23 protein-coding genes are annotated in these 19554 nt (G+C 70.2%); 15 read left to right on the top strand and 8 right to left on the bottom strand.

The window, feature by feature from the left end:
• The 13 genes from AB7U92_RS04840 to tolA all read left to right on the top strand — a co-directional run.
• On the top strand, positions 1-384 hold a 384-nt coding region (locus tag AB7U92_RS04840; protein ID WP_428575054.1), incomplete at its 5' end, for a type IV pilus modification PilV family protein.
• Positions 385-413: 29 nt separating this feature from the next.
• Positions 414-1526 (top strand): bifunctional diaminohydroxyphosphoribosylaminopyrimidine deaminase/5-amino-6-(5-phosphoribosylamino)uracil reductase RibD, encoded by a 1113-nt coding sequence (ribD, locus tag AB7U92_RS04845; protein ID WP_428575055.1) that lies wholly within the window; start codon positions 414-416, stop codon positions 1524-1526.
• A 46-nt stretch (positions 1527-1572) separates the two neighbouring features.
• Positions 1573-2202: a riboflavin synthase gene (locus AB7U92_RS04850; protein ID WP_428575056.1), complete on the top strand. Its 630-nt coding sequence runs from the start codon at positions 1573-1575 to the stop codon at positions 2200-2202.
• A 46-nt stretch (positions 2203-2248) separates the two neighbouring features.
• Positions 2249-3343: a bifunctional 3,4-dihydroxy-2-butanone-4-phosphate synthase/GTP cyclohydrolase II gene (gene ribBA / locus AB7U92_RS04855; RefSeq protein ID WP_428575057.1), complete on the top strand. Its 1095-nt coding sequence runs from the start codon at positions 2249-2251 to the stop codon at positions 3341-3343.
• Between the two features lie 24 nt (positions 3344-3367).
• Complete coding sequence (ribH, locus tag AB7U92_RS04860) at positions 3368-3832, top strand: 6,7-dimethyl-8-ribityllumazine synthase (protein ID WP_428575058.1); 465 nt, start codon at positions 3368-3370, stop codon at positions 3830-3832.
• Complete coding sequence (gene nusB, locus AB7U92_RS04865; RefSeq protein ID WP_428575059.1) at positions 3829-4329, top strand: transcription antitermination factor NusB; 501 nt, start codon at positions 3829-3831, stop codon at positions 4327-4329. Before ribH ends, nusB begins: the two co-directional genes overlap by 4 nt.
• An 8-nt stretch (positions 4330-4337) precedes the next feature.
• Positions 4338-5516, top strand: coding sequence for a pyridoxal phosphate-dependent aminotransferase (locus tag AB7U92_RS04870; protein ID WP_428575075.1), 1179 nt, complete (start codon positions 4338-4340; stop codon positions 5514-5516).
• A gap of 167 nt (positions 5517-5683) precedes the next feature.
• Positions 5684-7273, top strand: coding sequence for a serine/threonine-protein kinase (locus AB7U92_RS04875; protein ID WP_428575060.1), 1590 nt, complete (start codon positions 5684-5686; stop codon positions 7271-7273).
• Positions 7270-7671, top strand: a complete 402-nt coding sequence (locus tag AB7U92_RS04880; protein ID WP_428575061.1) for a TssQ family T6SS-associated lipoprotein — start codon at positions 7270-7272, stop codon at positions 7669-7671. Before AB7U92_RS04875 ends, AB7U92_RS04880 begins: the two co-directional genes overlap by 4 nt.
• Before the next feature lie 7 nt (positions 7672-7678).
• Positions 7679-8107, top strand: a complete 429-nt coding sequence (gene ybgC / locus AB7U92_RS04885) for a tol-pal system-associated acyl-CoA thioesterase (protein WP_428575062.1) — start codon at positions 7679-7681, stop codon at positions 8105-8107.
• Positions 8104-8832 carry a protein TolQ gene (tolQ, locus tag AB7U92_RS04890; RefSeq protein WP_428575063.1) on the top strand — a complete coding sequence of 243 codons (729 nt, stop codon included), beginning with the start codon at positions 8104-8106 and terminating at the stop codon, positions 8830-8832. The genes ybgC and tolQ overlap by 4 nt, the downstream gene beginning before the upstream one ends.
• Before the next feature lie 15 nt (positions 8833-8847).
• A complete protein-coding gene (locus AB7U92_RS04895; protein WP_428575064.1) occupies positions 8848-9273 on the top strand; it encodes an ExbD/TolR family protein in 426 nt (141 codons plus the stop codon).
• 7 nt (positions 9274-9280) lie between these two features.
• A complete protein-coding gene (tolA, locus tag AB7U92_RS04900; protein WP_428575065.1) occupies positions 9281-10144 on the top strand; it encodes a cell envelope integrity protein TolA in 864 nt (287 codons plus the stop codon).
• A gap of 68 nt (positions 10145-10212) precedes the next feature.
• On the opposite strand, the gene acs is transcribed toward tolA, so the two are convergent.
• Complete coding sequence (acs, locus tag AB7U92_RS04905) at positions 10213-12177, bottom strand: acetate--CoA ligase (RefSeq protein ID WP_428575066.1); 1965 nt, start codon at positions 12175-12177, stop codon at positions 10213-10215.
• A 140-nt stretch (positions 12178-12317) separates the two neighbouring features.
• Between acs and AB7U92_RS04910 the strand changes: the two genes are divergently transcribed.
• The gene (locus AB7U92_RS04910; protein ID WP_428575067.1) at positions 12318-12923 is read left to right on the top strand and encodes a TIGR00645 family protein; all 606 of its coding nucleotides are present in this window, start codon (positions 12318-12320) and stop codon (positions 12921-12923) included.
• 19 nt (positions 12924-12942) lie between these two features.
• A complete protein-coding gene (locus AB7U92_RS04915; protein WP_428575068.1) occupies positions 12943-14019 on the top strand; it encodes a calcium/sodium antiporter in 1077 nt (358 codons plus the stop codon).
• Here AB7U92_RS04915 and AB7U92_RS04920 read toward each other — a convergent pair.
• The 7 genes from AB7U92_RS04920 to mbhE all read right to left on the bottom strand — a co-directional run.
• Positions 14010-14561: a DUF2062 domain-containing protein gene (locus AB7U92_RS04920; protein ID WP_428575069.1), complete on the bottom strand. Its 552-nt coding sequence runs from the start codon at positions 14559-14561 to the stop codon at positions 14010-14012. The genes AB7U92_RS04915 and AB7U92_RS04920 overlap by 10 nt on opposite strands.
• A complete protein-coding gene (locus AB7U92_RS04925) occupies positions 14558-14896 on the bottom strand; it encodes a Na+/H+ antiporter subunit G (protein ID WP_428575070.1) in 339 nt (112 codons plus the stop codon). Before AB7U92_RS04925 ends, AB7U92_RS04920 begins: the two co-directional genes overlap by 4 nt.
• A gap of 13 nt (positions 14897-14909) precedes the next feature.
• Complete coding sequence (locus AB7U92_RS04930; protein WP_428575071.1) at positions 14910-15185, bottom strand: K+/H+ antiporter subunit F; 276 nt, start codon at positions 15183-15185, stop codon at positions 14910-14912.
• Entirely contained in the window at positions 15182-15700 is a 519-nt protein-coding gene (locus AB7U92_RS04935; RefSeq protein ID WP_428575072.1) for a Na+/H+ antiporter subunit E, read from the bottom strand. Before AB7U92_RS04935 ends, AB7U92_RS04930 begins: the two co-directional genes overlap by 4 nt.
• A complete protein-coding gene (locus tag AB7U92_RS04940; protein WP_428575073.1) occupies positions 15697-17316 on the bottom strand; it encodes a monovalent cation/H+ antiporter subunit D in 1620 nt (539 codons plus the stop codon). Before AB7U92_RS04940 ends, AB7U92_RS04935 begins: the two co-directional genes overlap by 4 nt.
• A complete protein-coding gene (locus tag AB7U92_RS04945) occupies positions 17313-17642 on the bottom strand; it encodes a Na+/H+ antiporter subunit C (RefSeq protein ID WP_428575076.1) in 330 nt (109 codons plus the stop codon). The genes AB7U92_RS04940 and AB7U92_RS04945 overlap by 4 nt, the downstream gene beginning before the upstream one ends.
• A gap of 5 nt (positions 17643-17647) precedes the next feature.
• Positions 17648-19554: hydrogen gas-evolving membrane-bound hydrogenase subunit E (gene mbhE / locus AB7U92_RS04950; protein WP_428575074.1), on the bottom strand; the 1907-nt coding region annotated here is incomplete at its 5' end.

Here is a 19554-nt window from a genome sequence, read left to right on the forward strand (position 1 = left end):
GTCGCGGCCGTCGTGCGGGCCATCGGCCTGCTCGCGCTGCTGCGCGTGCTGCCCGTGCTGCGCCAGCTTGCCGAGCTGTCGCGGCAGCGCAGCGACGCGGTGCGCCTGGCGCTGCTGGAGATCGAGGGCCTGCGCGGATTCGCGCAGCTCGACGGCTACGCGGCCATCGCCGACCATGCCCACACCCTCGAGCCGGACGGCCTGGGCAGCCCGCGCTATGCCGTCGCGCGCCGCGTCGATGCCGTCACCTGGCCGAACTCGCGAGTCGTCGACGTCACCGTATCGTGGAACGACAGGCGCGGCGAAGCGCAACAGGTGACGCTCTCGACGCTGATCACCGCGCACGAGCCGGCCCTGGCGGCCCAGCGCCTGCTGCCGCGCTGAGCCCGCGCCGCCGCGAGACAATGCGGCATATGACGACGCCGCACTTCCCCACCCCGATGCACGAGGCGCTCGCGCTGGCCGAGGAGTCGGTCGGCCTGACCGAGCCGAACCCGCGCGTGGGCTGCGTGATCGTCGCGCCCGACGGCCGGGTGATCGGCCGCGGGCGCACCCAGCAGGCCGGCGGGCCGCATGCGGAGGTGATGGCGCTGCGCGATGCGGCGGCGCGGCACGAGATCGTGCACGGCGCCACCGCCTACGTCACGCTCGAACCCTGCGCCCACCACGGCCGCACGCCGCCGTGCTGCGATGCGCTGATCGAGGCGCGCCTCGGCCGCGTGGTGATGGCGCTCGAAGACCCGTTCCCTCAGGTGGCCGGCCAGGGCGCGGCGCGGCTGCGCGCTGCCGGCATCGCCGTCGAGGAAGGCCTGCTGGCGCGCAAGGCGCGCGAACTCAACATCGGCTTCTTCTCGCGGGTGATCCGCGGCCGGCCGTGGGTGCGCATGAAGACCGCGGTGTCGCTCGACGGCCGCACCGCGCTGAACAACGGCGTGAGCCAATGGATCACCGGGCCGGCGGCGCGCACCGATGGCCACGCCTTCCGGCGCCGCGCCAGCGCGGTGCTCACCGGCGTGGGCACGGTGCTCGACGACGACCCGCGCCTGGATGTCCGCCTGGTCGAGACGCCGCGCCAGCCGCTGCGCGTGGTGGTCGATTCGCGTCTGGAGACCCCGCCGACCGCCAAGCTGCTGGCACCACCGGGCACGGTGCTGATCTACGCGGCGCAGCCCGATGCCACGCGCGAGGCAGCGCTGCGCGCTGCCGGCGCGGAAATCGCCTTCCTGCCCGGCGCGGGCGGCAAGGTCGACCTCGCCGCGATGCTGGCCGACCTCGCGCACCGCGGCGTCAACGAATTGCACGTCGAGGCGGGCCACAAGCTCAACGGCTCGCTGGTGCGCGAGGGGCTGGTCGACGAGTTCCTCGTCTACATGGCCCCGCGCCTGCTCGGCGTGGGACGCGAGCTGGCCGCCTTCGGCCCGCTCGAGCGTCTGCAGGACACGCTCGACCTGCGCTGGACGGGCATCGAGCGCATCGGTGACGACCTGCGCCTGATCGCCCGCCCTCCCGGTCGCGAGGACTTCTGACGCGAAGGCGACGTCGCGCGCACGCTCCGCCTGCGACAATCGCACCATGTTCACCGGCATCATCACCGGCGTCGGCCGCATCGTCGACGCGACCCCGCTCGGCGCCGACGCCTCGCACGGCCTGCGCCTGACCCTGCAGGCCCCGGCCGGCTACCTCGACGACGTGGCCCTGGGCGACAGCATCGCGCTCAATGGCGCCTGCATGACGGTCACCACCTTCGACGCAGCCGCGGGCCGATTCACGATCGACATCTCGGCCGAAAGCCTGGACAAGACCGCCGGCCTGGGTGAACCCGGCCCGGTCAACCTCGAGAAGGCGCTGCGCGCCAACGACCGCCTCGGCGGTCACCTGGTCAGCGGCCATGTCGACGGCATCGGGCAGGTGACGCACTTCGAGCCCGTGGGCGAATCGTGGGAGCTGCGCATCAGCGCCCCGCCGGCGCTGGCGCGCTTCCTCGCCTACAAGGGCTCGATCACGGTCAACGGCGTGAGCCTCACCGTCAACCGCGTGGTCGACCACCCTGAGCACTGCGAGTTCAGCATCAACCTGATCCCGCACACGATCGAGAACACCACGCTGGGCACGGTGCGCGCCGGCAGCCGCGTCAACCTCGAGATCGACCTGATCGCGCGTTACGTCGAGCGCATGCTCGGTGGCTCCCTGCCCCGCCACTGAGACCACTCTCCAGGGGCGGAACACCCCCGCCACCTACAATCCCGCCATGTCGATTTCACCGATTCCGGAGCTGGTGGCCGAGCTGGCTGCCGGCCGCATGGTCATCCTCGTCGACGAGGAAGACCGCGAGAACGAGGGCGATCTCGTGCTCGCTGCCGACCATGTCACGCCCGAGGCGATCAACTTCATGGCGAAGTTCGGCCGCGGGCTGATCTGCCTGACGCTCACCCGCGAGCGCTGCGAGCGCCTCGGCCTCGAGCCCATGGCCGCGCGCAACGGCCAGAAGACCGGCACGGCCTTCACCGTCTCGATCGAAGCCACCGAAGGCGTGACCACCGGCATCTCCGCAGCCGACCGCGCGCGTACCGTGCAGGCCGCGGTGGCACGCCACGCCAAGCCGAGCGACCTGGTGCAGCCCGGCCACATCTTCCCGCTGCAGGCGCAGGACGGCGGCGTGCTCATGCGCGCCGGCCACACCGAAGCCGGCTGCGACCTCGCCGGCATGGCCGGCCTCACGCCCGCCGCCGTGATCTGCGAGATCATGAAGGACGACGGCACGATGGCGCGCCTGCCCGACCTGATCGAGTTCGCGCACGAGCACCGCCTGAAGATCGGCACCATCGCCGACCTGATCGAGCACCGCAGCCGCAACGAATCGCTGATCGAGCGCGCCGGCTCGCGCCGCCTATCCACCGCGCAGGGCGAGTTCGACTGCACCGCCTGGCGCGACCGCACCGGCGGCCTGCACCTGGCGCTGGTGCACGGCAGCTGGACGCCGGCCGACGAGGTACTGGTGCGTGTGCACGAGCCGCTGTCGGTGATGGACCTGCTCGACACCGGCGCGAGCGGCCACTCGTGGCCGCTGCCCAAGGCGCTGGCCGCCATCCAGGCCGCGCCGCGTGGCGCTGCACTGCTGCTCAATTGCGGCGAGGGCGTGGCCGCGCTGCTGCCTCAGGTCACCGGCCAGCGGCCGGCCGTGCCTGCCGCGCGCGGCCAGATGGACCTGCGCACCTACGGCGTCGGCGCGCAGATCCTGCGCGAACTGGGCATCGCGAAGATGCGACTGCTGGGCAGCCCGCGCCGCATGCCCAGCATGACCGGCTACGGCCTCGAGGTCACCGGCTTCGTGGCGGCCCAATGACGAACTCCCTGACGAAAGCCACCCATGCAGGACGCTGACAAGGGCGCCGCCCTGGCGCTGAACGGGCAGGACCTGCGCATCGGCATCGTGCAGGCACGCTTCAACGCCGAGATCACCGCGAAGCTGGCCGAGAGCTGCCTGGCCGAGCTGAAGGCGCTGGGCGTCAACGAGCGCCATATCCGCCACGTCACCGTGCCCGGCGCGCTGGAAGTTCCGCTGGCGCTGGACGCGCTGGCCGAGAGCGACGATTTCGACGCGCTGGTGGCGCTGGGCTGCATCATCCGCGGCGAGACCTACCATTTCGAGCTGGTGGCCAACGAGAGCGGCGCCGGCGTCACGCGCGTCTCGCTCGACCATCACCTGCCGGTCGCCAACGCCATCCTGACCGTCGAGAACGAGGCGCAGGCCTGGGCCCGCGCCGAGGAGAAGGGCCGCGACGCCGCGCGCGTGGCCGTCGAGATGGCCAATCTGCTGGAAGACCTGTCGTGAGCGAACCGACTGCCAAGACGCCCGTGAAGAAGAAGCCGGGCAAGCCGCGCGGCGGTGCGCCCTCGGCACGGCGGCGCTCGCGCGAGGCGGCGCTGCAGGGCCTGTACGAGTGGCTGATCGGCGGTGCCGACGCCGGTGTGATCGACGCCCACATGCGCGAGCAGGACGGCTTCGCCGAGTGCGACGCGGCCCACTTCGACGCGTTGCTGCATGGCTGCATCGCCGAGGCTGCCGACCTCGACGCCGTGCTCGCGCGCCACGTCGACCGCAAGACCACCGAACTGTCGCCGGTGGAGCACGGCGTGCTGATGATCGGCGCCTACGAGCTCAAGCACTGCATCGACGTGCCCTACAAGGTGGCCATCAACGAGGCGGTGGAGCTGGCGAAGAACTTCGGCGGCACCGACGGCCACAAGTACGTCAACGGCGTGCTCGACAAGGCCGCCGCCGAGCTGCGCCCGGTCGAAGTGCAGGCGGCACGCGCCGCGCGGCGCTGACGCGCATGCTGCGCACCGCCTCGCGGCTCGATCACATCGAGCCCTTCTACGTGATGGAGTGCGCCAAGGCGGCCAGCGAGCAGGCGCGCTCGCCGGCGTGCATCGACAAGCCGATGATCTTCCTGAACATCGGCGAGCCCGACTTCACCGCACCGCCGCTCGTGCAACAAGCCGCCGAGCGGGCGCTGCGCGCCGGCCGCACGCAGTACACCCATGCCACCGGCCTCGAGCCCTTACGCGAGCGCATCAGCGGCTGGTATGCGCAGCGCTTCGGCCTGGACATCGCGCCTTCGCGCATCGTCGTCACCGCGGGCGCCTCGGCGGCGCTGCAGCTGGCCTGCCTGGCGCTGGTCGAGCGCGGCGACGAGGTGCTGATGCCCGACCCGAGCTACCCCTGCAACCGCCACTTCGTGGCCGCGGCGGATGGCGTGCCGGTGCTGCTGCCCTGCGGGCCGCAGCAGCGCTTCCAGCTCGACGCCGCGGGCGTCGAAGCGGCGTGGAGCGAGCGCACCCGCGGCGTGCTGCTGGCCTCGCCCTCGAACCCCACCGGCACGTCGATCGACCCGGCCGAGATGGGCCGCATCGTCGAGGCGGTTCGCGCGCGCGGCGGCTTCACGATCGTCGACGAGATCTACCTCGGCCTCAGCTACGACGAACGCTACGGCCACAGTGCACTGGCCCACGGCGAGGACGTCGTCTCGATCAACAGCTTCTCGAAGTATTTCTCGATGACCGGCTGGCGGCTGGGCTGGATGGTGCTGCCCGAGTCGCTGGTGCCTGCGGTCGAGAAGCTGGCGCAGAACCTGTTCATCTGCGCGTCCGCCATCGCGCAGCAGGCGGCCCTGGCCTGCTTCGAGCCCGAATCGATCGCCGAGTACGAGCGCCGACGCGCCGAGTTCAAGGCACGGCGCGACTTCGTGGTCCCGGCCCTCGACGCCATGGGCTTGCGCGTGCCGGTCATGCCCGACGGCGCGTTCTATGCCTGGGCCGACTGTTCGGCGCATGCCGCCAGCAGCTGGGATTTCGCCTTCGACCTGATGCGCCGCGCCCATGTGGCGCTGACGCCCGGGCGCGACTTCGGCCGCCATGGCAGCGAGCGCTGGATTCGCCTGTCGTACGCGAGCGCGATGCCGCAACTCGAGCAGGCGATGGCGCGGCTGCGCGAGACCTTCGTCGCGCGGGCGTGACGCCCGGCACGGCGACAGGTCAAACTTTGGTGAGAAGCTGTTACCAACGCGCCTGATCTGGGTGTTTTTCACGCGTCGAGGGGCAGGGGCTGCACTAAGCTGCTCGAGTGACGTCTCCGAGCCCTTCCTCGCGGCGCGGCAATCCGGACTCCGAGCCGGCCGAACCCGTGCCGCCCACCCTGCCGCCGACCGCCTCCGACATTGCTCCCTGGGGCGACACGGACATCGGCGTGCCGCCAGGGCCAGCGGCCGCGTTCCCCACCAACCCGACGCCGAAGGCGGACGACCAGATGCCCACCATCGGGCACATCGGCCGCTATGCGCTGAAGTACAAGATCGGCGCCGGCGGGCTGGGCACCGTCTACGCCGCACACGACCCGCTGCTGTCGCGGCTGATCGCGATCAAGACGCTGAACCTGGAGATCGCGCCCGAGGAGCGGGAATCCTTCAACGCCCTGTTCCTGAACGAGGCCCGCGCCGCCGGTGGCCTCTCGCACCCGCACATCGTCACCGTGTTCGATGCCGGCGTGAGCGACCAGAGCGCCTACATCGCGATGGAACTGCTCAAGGGCCGCGACCTGCGCCAGCTGCGCCAGGAAGGCTGGCGGCCGACGCCGGTGCAGGCCGCCACCATCGTGCGCCGCGTCGCCGATGCGCTGGCTTACGCGCACAGCAAGGGCGTGATCCACCGCGACATCAAGCCAGCCAACATCTTCATGGTCGGCCGCACGCAGCCGCGCGTGCTCGACTTCGGCATCGCCCGCATCGCCCACCAGCACGACGGTGCCGGCGACGTGGCGGCCGGCTCGCCCTACTACATGGCGCCCGAGCAGGCCCGCCAGCAGCCGGTGGACCGGCGCGCCGACGTGTTCTCGCTCGGCGTGGTGCTGTACGAGCTGCTGACCGACAAGAAGCCGTTCCGCGGCAGCACACTCAGCGAGATCACCGCCGCGGTCATCGAGCACAAGCCGCCGCGCGCCGACGAGGTCGATCCGAACGTGCCGTCGGCGCTGGCCGAGATCGTGGCGCGGGCGATGGAGAAGGATCCGGAGCACCGCTACCGCTCGGCGCGTGCGCTGTCGCGCGAACTGCGTCACTGGCTCGACGAGAACGCCCAGGCCCAGGTGCCCGACAGCCTGCCGCCCGATGCGAGCCCCGGCGCGCCGCAGCGGCGCAAGAGCGCAGTCGCCATCGCCGCCGGGCTGGTGATCGGCCTGCTGGCCGGCCTCGGCTGGCTGACGACGATGAGCGGCAGCGGCGGCAAGGCCGTGACGGCCACCGCAGCAGCCCCCGTGAGGATGGCCAACGCACCGGTGGCCACGCCCGACCCGGCGCCGGCTCCAGCCCTGGCGGCCACGCAGCCCGACCCGGCTGCGCCCGTGGCCGTCGAGCCGCCCGCCTCGCAGACCGCGACGGCCACCGTGGCCGCCGCCGAACCGGCGCCCGAACCACGCAAGCCTGCGGCCGCCAAGCCGCCGGCCAGGCCTGCGGCCAAGGAGGGCCGGCCGGTGCGTGAGGGCAAGGCCACGCCGGCGTCAACCACCGGCACCGGCAGCGTGCGCATCGCCGTCAGCCCCTGGGGCAACGTCGAGGTCAACGGCACGTCGGTCGGCACAACTCCGCCGCTGAACGAGCTGACGCTGCCCGAAGGCCGGCACCAGATCGTCATCCGCAACGCCGACTTCCCGCCTTACAGTGCGACGATCAGCGTAGCCCCCGGCCAGCCGGTCAGCCTCAAGCACAAGTTCGGATCATGATCCGCCGTCTTGCCATCATCACCCTGCCCGTTCTCGCGAGCGCGCTGCTCGCCGCCTGCGTGCAGCCTCCCCTGGCACCGCCTGTCGGCCTGCTCGACGTCGCCGAGCGGCCCGCCGAGAAGGCCCTGATGGCTGGCATGCGCGCCTACGACGACGCGCAGTATCCGCAAGCCGAGAAGCAACTCCAGGCGGCCCTGCAGGCCGGGCTGGTGTCGCCGCGTGACCGCGCCGCGGCGCACAAGCTGCTCGCGTTCATCTTCTGCACCAGCAACCGCGCCGTCGACTGCGAGGTGCAGTTCCGCTCGGCGCGCGCCGCCGATCCGGCCTTCGCGCTGTCGAAGTCGGAAGCCGGCCACCCGCTGTGGGGCCCGGTGTACCAGCGAGTGCTGCAGCGATAATCCGGGCTTGGCCCGAGATCACACCCCCTCCTCGCCCTTTCGCCACACGCTGCGCGTGTACTGGGAAGACACCGATGCCGGCGGCGTGGTGTTCTATGCCAACTACCTGAAGTTCTTCGAGCGCGCGCGCACCGAGTGGCTGCGCGGCCTCGGCTTCTCCCAGGAACGCTTGCGAACCGATACAGGCGCGATATTCGTCGTCGCCGATACTTCGGTGCGATACCTGAGCCCGGCACGGCTGGATGACCTGATCGAGGTCACCGTCGCGCCACGCGACGTGGGCCGCGCCTCGATGAGCCTGCACCAGCAGGCCTGGCGCACCGGCACCGCGACACCCGTGCTGCTGGCCGAGGGCGAGATCCGCATCGGCTGCGTCGATGCCGGAACTTTCGCACCCCGCCGTATTCCGACGGCCATCCTCGAATCGATGACATGAACCAGGATTTCTCGATCTTCACCCTCGTGATGCACGCCAGCTGGGTGGTGCAGCTCGTGATGGCCGGCCTGCTGCTCGCCTCGTTGGCCAGCTGGACAGTCATCTTCGGCAAGCTCTTCGGCCTCAAGCGCGTGCGCGGCGACAACGAGGAGTTCGAGCGCGAGTTCTGGGCCGGCCGCAACCTCAACGAGCTGTATTCCGACGCCGCCAAGCGCACCGACGGCGCGCCGATGGAGCGCATCTTCGCCTCCGGCATGCGCGAGTTTCTCAAGCTGCGCGAGCGCCGTGTGTCCGATCCGGGCGCCCTGCTCGACGGCGCGCGCCGCGCCATGCGCGCGAGCTTCCAGCGCGAGATCGATGCGGTGGAGTCCAACCTCAGCTTCCTCGCCTCGGTGGGCTCGGTCAGCCCCTACGTCGGCCTGTTCGGCACGGTGTGGGGGATCATGCATGCCTTCGTCGGCCTGTCGAACATGCAGCAGGTGACGCTGGCCACTGTCGCGCCCGGCATCGCCGAGGCGCTGGTGGCCACCGCGATCGGCCTGTTCGCTGCCATTCCCGCGGTGATCGCCTACAACCGCTTCGCGCGGGACATCGATCGCATCGCGATGCAGCAGGAGACCTTCATCGAGGAGTTCTCCAACATCCTGCAGCGCAACGTCGGCGCCGCACCGCCGCCGCCCCCGGCGGCCGCCCACGTGCACAGCGGCTTCCAGCATTCGCGCTGAGCGACGGAGCCCGACATGCCCGCCGTCGCCGCCCGCGGTTCGCGCCGCCGCACCATCGCCGATATCAACATGGTGCCCTTCATCGACGTGATGCTGGTGCTGCTGATCATCTTCATGGTCACCGCGCCGCTGATCACCACCGGCGTGATCGACCTGCCCACCGTTGGGAAGGCGAAGAAGGCGCCGGAGCACGTGATCGAGGTGGTGGTCGTCAACGACGAAGCGCTGAAGATGAAGGTCGACGGCAAGGACGAGCAGCCGATTGCGCTGCGCAACCTGGCAGCGCGCGTCAAGCAGGTGCAGGCCGGCAACGCCGAGACGCCGGTGGTGATCTCTGCCGACAAGGCGGTGAAGTACGAGTCGGTGGTCAAGGTGATGGACACGCTGCAGCGCGCCGGCGTGCAGCGCGTGGGCCTGTCGGTCAAGAGCAGCGGAGGCTGACGCAGCGATGAACGCCGCCACGCTCTCGCGTGATGCGCTGATCCCGCGCAACCCCGACGGCTTGGGCCGAGGGTTGCTGATGGCGCTCGCGGTGCATGCGCTGCTGGTGATCGCGATCGCCTTCGGCGTGAGCTGGCGCTCGAGCAATCCGGCCGGGATCGAGGCCGAACTGTGGGCCGCCGTGCCCCAGATTGCCGCGCCGAAGCCGGTCGCGCCCGAGCCGACGCCGCCGCAGCCGGTGAAGAAGCCCGAACCGCCGCCTCCGCCACCGAAGGCCGAGACGCCGAAGCAGGACGACGCGCAGATCGCCATCGAGAAGGCCAAGCGCGAAGAGGAACGCAAGCGCAAGGAAGAGCAGTTGCGCCGCGAAGAGGAGCTCAGGCGCGAGAAGGAAGAGCAGCTTCGGCGAGAGAAGGAAGAGCAGCAGCGCAAGCTCGCCGAAGCCGAGAAGCTCAAGAAGGAGCAGGCCGAGAAGAAGCGGCGCGAGGCCGCCGAGGCCGCGGCCGCCGAGAAGCGCCGCGAGGAACAGCTGCAGCGCCTGGCCAACCTGGCCGGCGACGGCGCCCCGAACTCCACCGGCACCGCGGCGAAGACCGCCGGCCCGTCGGCCAGCTATGCGGGCCGCATCAAGGCGCGCATCCTGCCCAACATCGTGTTCAGCGACACCATCACGGGCAATCCGCAGGCCACGGTGGAGGTGAAGGCCGGGCCTGACGGCACCATCCTCGGCCGGCGGCTGATCAAGAGCAGCGGCGTGCCGGCCTGGGACGACGCCGTGCTGCGCGCGATCGACAAGACCGAGGTGCTGCCGCGTGACACCGATGGGCGCGTGCCGCCTTCCCTGGAGATCAGCTTCCGCCCGCGGGACTGACGGATTCGGCAGTTCCAACGAAGACGCGGCGCCGAGGCGCCGCGTTTCGTTTCAAGCGGTGGCCCCGCTCAGTTGGACTGGGACAGCTGGTCCAGGATCGCCGGGTTCTCCAGCGTCGAGGTGTCCTGCGTGATCGTCTCGCCCTTGGCCACCGAGCGCAGCAGGCGGCGCATGATCTTGCCCGAGCGCGTCTTCGGCAGGTTGTCGCCGAAGCGGATGTCCTTGGGCTTGGCGATCGGGCCGATCTCCTTGCCGACCCAGTCGCGCAGCTCCTTGGCGATGCGCTTGGCTTCCTCGCCAGTCGGGCGCGGGCGCTTGAGCACGACGAAGGCGCAGATCGCCTCGCCGGTGGTGTCATCGGGACGGCCGACCACGGCAGCCTCGGCCACCAGCTCGGTGTGCGCCACCAGCGCCGACTCGATCTCCATCGTGCCCATGCGGTGGCCAGAGACGTTCAGCACGTCGTCGATGCGGCCGGTGATGGTGAAGTAGCCGGTCTTCTCGTCGCGGATCGCGCCGTCGCCGGCGAGGTAGTACTTGCCCTTGAAGTCTTCCGGGTAGTAGCTCTTCTTGAAGCGCTCCGGATCGCCCCAGATGGTGCGGATCATCGACGGCCACGGCTTCTTCACGACCAGGATGCCGCCCTGACCCCAGGGCACTTCCTTGCCGGTCTCGTCGACCACCGCCGCCATGATGCCCGGGAAGGGCAGCGTGCACGAGCCCGGCACCAGCGTGGTGGCGCCCGGCAGCGGGGTGATCATGTGGCCGCCTGTCTCGGTCTGCCAGAAGGTGTCGACGATCGGGCAGCGGCCGCCGCCCACGTGCTGGTGGTACCACTCCCAGGCCGCCGGGTTGATCGGCTCGCCCACCGAGCCGAGGATGCGCAGGCTCTTGAGGTCGTAGCTCTTCGGGTGCACGGCCTCGTTGGCCTCGGCCGCCTTGATCAGCGAGCGGATCGCGGTGGGCGCGGTATAGAAGATGCTGACCTTGTGGTCCTGGATCATCTTCCAGAAGCGGCCGGCGTCCGGATAGGTGGGCACGCCCTCGAACACGATCTCGGTGCCGCCCAGGGCCAGCGGGCCGTAGGCGATGTAGGTGTGGCCGGTCACCCAGCCGATGTCGGCGGTGCACCAGAACACATCGTCGGGCTTGAGGTCGAAGGTCCACTTCGTCGTCAGTGCCGCATGCAGCAGGTAGCCGCCGGTGCTGTGCTGCACGCCCTTGGGCTTGCCGGTGGAGCCGGAGGTGTAGAGCAGGAACAGCGGGTGCTCGGCCTCGACCCACTCCGGCTCGCAGGTGGTGCCCTGGCCGGCCACCACGTCATGCAGCCATTCGTCGCGGCCGGCGGTCCAGGCGATATTGCCGCCGGTGCGCTTGTAGACGATGACGTTCTTGATCGAGTCGCAGCCACCCAGCGCCAGCGCCTCGTCGACGATGGCCTTCAGCGGCAGCTGCTTGCCGCCGCGCAACTGCTCGTCGGCGGTGATCACGGCCACCGCGCCGGCGTCCTCGATGCGGTCGCGCAGCGATTGCGCGGAAAAGCCGCCGAACACCACCGAGTGCGTCGCGCCGATGCGCGCGCAGGCCTGCATCGCGACCACGCCCTCGACGCTCATCGACATGTAGATGACGACGCGGTCGCCCTTCTTGATGCCGCGCGCCTTCAGCGCATTGGCCAGCTGGCTGGTCTGCGCCAGCAGCTGCTTGTAGCTGACCTTGGTGACCTTGCCGTCGTCGGCCTCGAAGATGATGGCGGTCTTGTCGCCCAGGCCGCGCTCGACGTTGCGGTCCAGGCAGTTGTAGGAGACGTTCAGCGTGCCGTCCTCGAACCACTTGAAGAACGGCGCGCCCGATTCGTTCAGCACCTTGGTGAAGGGCGTCTTCCAGCTGACCAGCTCGCGGGCATGGCGCGCCCAGAAGCCTTCGTAGTCGGCCTCGGCCTCGGCACACAGCTTGTTGTAGGCCTCGATGCCGGAGACGTAAGCGCCCTTGACGGCGGCTTCCGGCGGCGGGTACAGGTGGCTCGAGCTCATGAGGTCTCCTCGACGGTGGTGGTTGGTTTGCCCGGACATTAGGCAGACGCTCTTACGAAGGGCTGACGCCCCGTGAAGTCCGTCATGCTACGCAGCCTAGAATCCTGCGCCAAACCCGGATCAACACCAAGCAAAACCCCATGGCCGCCACCGACAGACCGATCACGCCCTCGCACCAGCGCCCGCTGCCCCGGCTGATCTTCGCCAGCCGCTGGCTGCAACTGCCGCTGTACCTCGGCCTGATCCTCGCCCAGGCCGTGTACGTGTTCCACTTCTGGGTCGAGCTGGTCCACCTGATCGAGGCGGCCTTCGGCAACACCGACGCGCTGGCCAAGCTGGTGTCGAGCATCGGCTACAAGAGCGACGTGGTGCCCACCGCGCTGAACGAGACCATCATCATGCTGGTGGTGCTGGCGCTGATCGACGTGGTGATGATCAGCAACCTGCTGATCATGGTGATCGTCGGCGGCTACGAAACTTTCGTCTCGCGCCTGGATCTGGAGGGCCATCCCGACCAACCGGAGTGGCTGAGCCACGTGAACGCCTCGGTCCTCAAGGTCAAGCTGGCCACCGCGATCATCGGCATCAGCTCGATCCATCTGCTCAAGACCTTCATCAACGCCGCCAACTACACCGACAAGGTGCTGCTGTGGCAGACGGTGATCCACATCGCGTTCCTGTTCTCCGCCCTGGCCATCGCGCTGGCCGACCGGGTGATGGTGCACTCGGTCAAGGGCGACCACTGACCCTGGAGATCGCCGCGCCATGGCCGACGCCTTGCTGTTCGTCGCCGGCCTCGCCGGCCTGGTGATCGGCGCCACGCTGCTGGTACGCGGCGCCTCGAAACTGGCGCTGTCATTCGGCATCTCGCCGCTGGTGGTGGGGCTGACCATCGTCGCCTTCGGCACCAGCGCACCCGAGGTGGCGGTGTCGGTCGGCGCGGTGCTCGACGGCCGCACCGACATTGCCATCGGCAACGCGGTCGGCAGCAACATCTTCAACGTGCTGTTCATCCTCGGCATGAGTGCGCTGATCACGCCGCTGGTGGTCAACCTGCAGCTGATCCGCCAGGAGGTGCCGATCATGATCGGCGCGGCGCTCCTGCTCCTCCTGCTTGGTCTGGACGGGCGGCTCGGCGCCTTCGATGCCGGCCTGCTGGCCGTGCTGATGGCGGCCTACACGATCTTCCTCATCGTGCAGTCGCGCCGCGCTTCGGCGCAGGCCACCGAGTACGACGAAGAAGTGAAGCCGGCCGCCGAGGGCGCCTGGGACGCAAAGCTGCCGGTGCAGCTTCTGCTGATCGCCGCCGGGCTGGGCTTCCTCGTGGTCGGCTCCGAGGTACTGGTCGGCGCGGCGGTGAACTTCGCGAAAGCGCTGGGCGTCAGCGACGTGGTGATCGCGCTGACCATCGTCGCCGCCGGCACCTCGATGCCGGAGGTCGCGACCTCGATCACCGCGGCGCTCAAGGGCGAGCGCGACATCGCCGTGGGCAACGTGGTGGGCAGCAACACCTTCAACATCCTCGGCTGCCTGGGCATCTCGGGCCTGGCCGCCGGCGGCGCCGGTCTGCCGCTGGCGCCTTCGCTGCTGTCCTTCGACATCTGGGTGATGCTGGCGGTGTGCCTGGCCTGCCTGCCGGTATTCGTCACCGGCCGCGAGATCGCGCGCTGGGAGGGTGGCATCTTCGTCGGCTACTACGTGGCCTACGTCACCTACCTGATCCTCGCCGCGCAGCAGCACGACGCCCTGCCCTTCTTCAGCAACGTGATGCTGGGCTTCGTGGTGCCGCTGACGGTGGTGACGCTGATCGTGATGCTGCTGCGCCCGGCGCGTCAGCCATAGGCCTTGCGGCAGCGGCGGCGCCGCGCCAGCACCACCTTGAGGCGCCAGGCCAGCGTGACCAGCAGGTAGCCGAGCATCCCGAAGACGGTGGCGAAGATCGTCAGGCCCAGCAGCAACGGCTTGCCGGCCTGCTCGATGCGCTGCCAGGCGCGTTGCCACCAGTTGCCCTGCAGTTCCTCCTTCGCCTGCGCCTGTGCCGCCGGAGGCTTCGCATGGCCGTCGTCGCCGAGGATGGCGCTGCCGGTGCGCCAGGCAGCGTAGTACACCGGCCCGAAGGTGACCGGGTTGGTGACCAGCGTGCTGGCCACCGCCATCGGCACGTTGGCGCGCAGCAGCACCGCCGCGCCGCCGGCCAGCGGGATCTGAGCGATCGGGATCAGCAGGCCGAAGAACAGCCCGAGCGCGAGGCCGAGCGCCACGCCGCGGCGGTTGAGGTGCCACAGGCGCGGATGGTGCAGCGCCGGGCCGATCCAACTCAGCCAGCGGTTGCCCTGCAGCGCCTGCGGGCTGGGCAGCCAGTCGCGCCAGCCGCCGGGTTTCACGGCCGCACGCTCCGCGGCGGCTCGCCGGCCTTCGACGGCACCTTCAGGTGCATCGCCGCCTTGGCGAGCAGGTTGGCCGACACCGGTGCCGTGACGAACAGGAACAGCGTGATCAATAGCTCCGGCACGCCGAACTCGCCGCGCCACCACGACACCGCCAGGCTGGCCAGCAGCACCCCGCCCACGCCCAGCGTCGTCGCCTTGGTGGGGGCGTGCAGCCGCATGTAGAAGTCGCGGAAGCGCAGCATGCCGATCGCGCCGACCAGCGCGAACACGCCGCCGGTCACCAGCAGCGCAGCAACGATCCACTGAAGCCACAGCGGCAGTTCGTTCATCGTGTCGTCCTCGTCACTCGACCACGTCGCCGCGGCTGAGGTAGCGCGCCAGCGCGACGGTGGACACGAAGCCCAGCATCGCGATGATCAGCGCCGCCTCGAACAGCAGGGCCGTCTGCCAGCGCAGCCCGAGCAGGATCACCAGGGCCACGGTGTTGATGTACAGGGTGTCCAGCGCCAGCAGCCGGTCGGTGACTTCCGGCCCGCGCAGCAGCCGCCAGGCGCACAGCAGCATCGCCACAGATACGGCGCCCAGCGCGAAGTTCAAGGCCAGCTCGGGCGGGCTCATCCGAAGATCTCCATCAGTGGCGCCTCGTAGCGCTGCTTGATCTGAGCGGCCAGGTCGACCGGATCGGCGCAGTCCAGCGCGTGCACCAGGATCTCCCGGCGTTCCTCGTCGACCACGCAGGACACCGTGCCCGGCGTGGTGGTGATGACAGCGGCCAGCAGCGTGATCGCGGTCGGGTGGGTGAGCGCCAGCGGCACCGGCACCCAGGCCGGCTGCGGATCGGCACGCGGGTCGAGAACCAGCCGGGCGACGGTGAGGTTGGACAGCACGATGTCCCACAGCACCAGCGCGACGAAGCGCAGCACCGTGCCCGGCGATCGCAGCCGCGTCGCCGGCCCGAGGAAGCCGTGCAGCAGCCGCGGCAGCAAGACAGCCAGCACCGCCGCGGTGATGAGCTGGGGCACCGCCAGGCTCTGCTGCAGCAGCAGCCAGGTGGCGGCGATCAGCAGCGAGAGCACCGGGTGGGCGAACCAGCCCGGCGGGGCGATCGGGGCCGTGTCGTTCGGGCGGCTCATTTCGTGCCTCCGGGGGTGATGCGGTAGGGCCGCGTGGTCTCGGTGGCCAGGCCCTGCGGGCCGAGCACGGCCTCGGCATAGGCGCGGCGGTCGAGCAGCTGCGCAGCGGCGGCGTCGGTGTAGCGCTTCAGCGGTTCGGCAAAGGCGCTCATCGCGACGCTCAAGGCGATCAGCGCGACGGTCGCCACCACCAGGCGCGGGCTCGCACCCGAAGCCGCCGTGCCGCCGTCCTCGTGGCGCACGTTCCAGAACAGGATGCTGCCGGCGCGCGCCAGGCCCACCAGCGTGAAGAAGCCCACCGTCAGCACCACCGCCCACACCGCCACCGCGGCGGCGTGCGGCAGTGCCGCCTCGAGGATCATCAGCTTGCCGATGAAGCCCGGCAGCGGCGGCAGGCCGGCGGTGGAAGCCGCAGCGAGCAGCAGTAGCGTGCCCAGCAGCGCCGGCTGCGCCACCGGCGAGGCCGGCTCCAGCCGCTCGCCCACCTCGCCGCGCTGCGCCGCCACCAGCTCGGCGAGCAGGAACAGGCCGGCGATCACCAGCGTGCTGTTGGCCATGTAGTACAGCGCGGCCGACCAGGCCTCGGCGCGGAACAGGCCCAGCGCCGCCAGCACCGTGCCCACCGAGGCCACCGTCAGCCACGCCACCAGCCGCGGCAAGGTGTGGGCCGCCAGCGCACCCAGCACGCCGACCACCGAGGTGGCCAGCGCCAGCGGCAGCAGCAGCGGCTGCACGGTGAAGGCCGAATCGCCGGCGTCTGCGCCGAAGACCACGCCGTGCACGCGCACGATGGCGTAGACGCCGACCTTGGTCATGATCGCGAACAGCGCCGCCACCGGCGCGCTGGACGCCGCGTAGGTGGCCGGCAGCCACATCGCCAGCGGCATCAGCGCCGCCTTGAAGCCGAACACCACCAGCAGGATCAGCGCCGCGGCCTGCAACACCACGGCATCGGCACCCGTCACCTTCGGCACGCGCAGCGCCAGGTCGGCGAAGTTGAGCGTGCCGGTCAGCGCATAGAGGATCGACACGCCGATCAGGAACAGCGCCGATGCCGCCAGGTTGAGCACCACGTAGTGCACGCCGATGCGGTAGCGCTCGCGGCCCTGGCCGTGCAGCATCAACACGTAGCTGGCGATCAGCAGCACCTCGAAGAAGACGAACAGGTTGAACAGGTCGCCGGTGACGAAGGCACCGTTCAGGCCCATCAGCTGGAACTGGAAGATGGCGTGGAAGTAGCGGCCGTGCGCGTCCCAGCCGCCGCTGGCATACACCAGCACCGGCAGCGCCACGCAGGCGGTCAGCAGCAGCATCAGGGCCGAGAGGCGGTCCACCACCAGCACGATGCCGAAGGGCGCGGGCCAGTCACCGACGCGGTAGACGCGCAGCGCACCCACTCCGGCGTGGGCCTCGATCATCAGCCGTGCCGCCAGCAGCAGGCCCAGCGCCACCGAGGCGATGGCGATGCGCCGTGCCCACTTGCGCTTGCGGTGGCCATGCTGGCCCGAGGTGTCGCCGGCCGCGTCGCCGATGAGCAGCAGCAGCATCGCCGTGACGGCGGGCAGCAGCACCGGCAGGATGGCCAGGTGGGTGTCGAAGAAGGTGGCCAGGCTCATGGTCGAGGCTCCTGCCCGTCGACCTGGTCCGTGCCGTTCTCGTGGTGGCTGCGCAGCGCCAGCTCGATCACGAAGCCGGTGGTGGCAAAGCCGATCACGATGGCCGTGAGCACCAGCGCCTGCGGCAGCGGATCGGCCACCGCCGTGGTGCCGGCCACGATGGGCGCGGCGTTGCTCCACAGCCGCCCCATCGCGAAGATGAATACGTTGACGGCGTAGCCGAGCAGCGTGAGGCCGAGCACCACCGGGAAGCTGCGACCGCGCAGCAGCAGGTAGATGCCGCAGGCCGTAACCCAGCCGACGCCACTGGCGACGAGAAACTCCATGCTGATCATGCGCTGCGCTCCTTGCTCGCTGCGCCCAGCGCCGAGAGCATCAGCATCGTCGCGCCTACCACGGTGATGTAGACCCCGAGGTCGAACAGCGCGGCCGTGGCCAGCGGCAGCTCACCCAGCACAGGCACCACCGGGTGGCCGAAGGCGCTGGTCAGGAAGGGCCGCCCGAACACGAAGGCGCCGATGCCGGTGAGCGCCGCGATGGCCAGGCCGGTGCCGATCCAGCGCGTGTAGCGGCGCCCGCCGCCGGCGTGCAGCACGGCCTCGGCGCGGTCCTGGCCGAGCGCCACATACTGCAGCACCAGCGCGATCGCGGTGACGAGGCCGGCGATGAAGCCGCCGCCCGGCAGGTTGTGGCCGCGCCAGAAGATGTAGACGCTGGCCACCAGCGCCAGCGGCAGCACGATGCGCGCCGCCACGCGCAGCATCAGCGGCTGACGGTCGAAGCTCCAGGCGCGGCCTTGCAGATCGGCCTGCGGCTTGCGCACGCGAAGGCCATCGAGCAGCGCCAGCACGCCGACCGCGGCGATGCCCAGCACAGTGATCTCGCCGAAGGTGTCGTAGCCGCGGAAGTCGACCAGGATCACGTTGACGGCGTTGCTGCCGCCGCCCTTGGCGACGCTGTTCTCGAGGAAGTACCAGGCGATCGAGTCATGGTCGCGCGTCAGCATCAGCCAGGTGATCCAGGCGATGCCGCCGCCGCCGGCCAGCGCCAGCAGCGCATCGCGTGTCTTTCGCGCCGCGCCCGATTCGCGCGGCGTGGTTTGCGGCAGCAGCGCCAGGCCCATGAGCAACAGCGCCGTGGAGACCACCTCCACCGACAGCTGGGTGAGCGCGAGGTCGGGCGCCGACAGCGCCAGGAAGGTCAGCGAGGTCACCAACCCGACCACGCCGACCAGCACCACCGCGCGGAAGCGGTCGTGGTGGCCGAGCACCAGCGCCGCGCCGGCGGCCAGCAGCAGCGCCCAGGCCACCAGTGCCAGCGGCGTGGCCGGCAGCAGCGTGCGCGTGCCCGACGCGGGGGCACTGCCCTCTCCGGCGAGCCAGGGCCAGGCCGCCAGCAGCACCGCCGTGCCCACCATCCACGCCGCATAGCGCTGCAGCGAGCCGTTCTCCAGCCGCTGCGTGAAGCGGCCGGCGAGCCCGAATAGCCCGTCGATGGCGTGGGTGAAGATCAACCGGCCGGTCCAGCCCTTCGGATGGTGCAGGTGCAGGTCGAAGCGGCGCTGCAGCGCGAAGTACATCGCCACGCCGAGCACCAGCGCCACCGCGCTCATCGCCAGCGGCAGGTTGAAGCCGTGCCAGATCGACAGGTGGTACTCGGGCGGCGGCGCGCCGAGCACGGCGGTGGCCGCCACGTGCACCAGCGGCCCGAAGGTGAGCGCCGGGGCCACACCCACCACCACGCAGATCACCACCAGCAGCGCCACCGGCGCCTTCATGAACAGCGGCGGCTCGTGCGGGTGCGGGTTCGGCAGGTTCTTCGGCTCGCCGTTGAAGAACACGTCGTGGATGAAGCGCAGCGAGTAGGCCACCGAGCAGATGCCGCCGAAGGTGGCGGCCAGAGGCACCAGCACGTTCCACGCCGTGCCATGGGCCACGCCCACCGCCTCGGTGAAGAACATCTCCTTGGAGATGAAGCCGTTGGCCAGCGGCACGCCGGCCATCGAGGCGGCAGCGATCATCGCCAGCGTGCCGGTCCAGGGCATCAGCTTCATCAGCCCGCCGAGCTGACGCATGTCGCGCGTGCCGGTCTCGTGGTCGATGATGCCCGCAGTCATGAACAGCGAGGCCTTGAAGGTGGCGTGGTTGAGGATGTGGAACACCGCCGCCACCGCCGACAGCGGCGAGGCCAGGCCGATCAGGAAGGTGATCAGGCCGAGGTGGCTGATCGTCGAGTACG

Origin of the sequence: Piscinibacter sp., assembly GCF_050175855.1 — a bacterium.
GTDB lineage: Bacteria > Pseudomonadota > Gammaproteobacteria > Burkholderiales > Burkholderiaceae_C > Piscinibacter.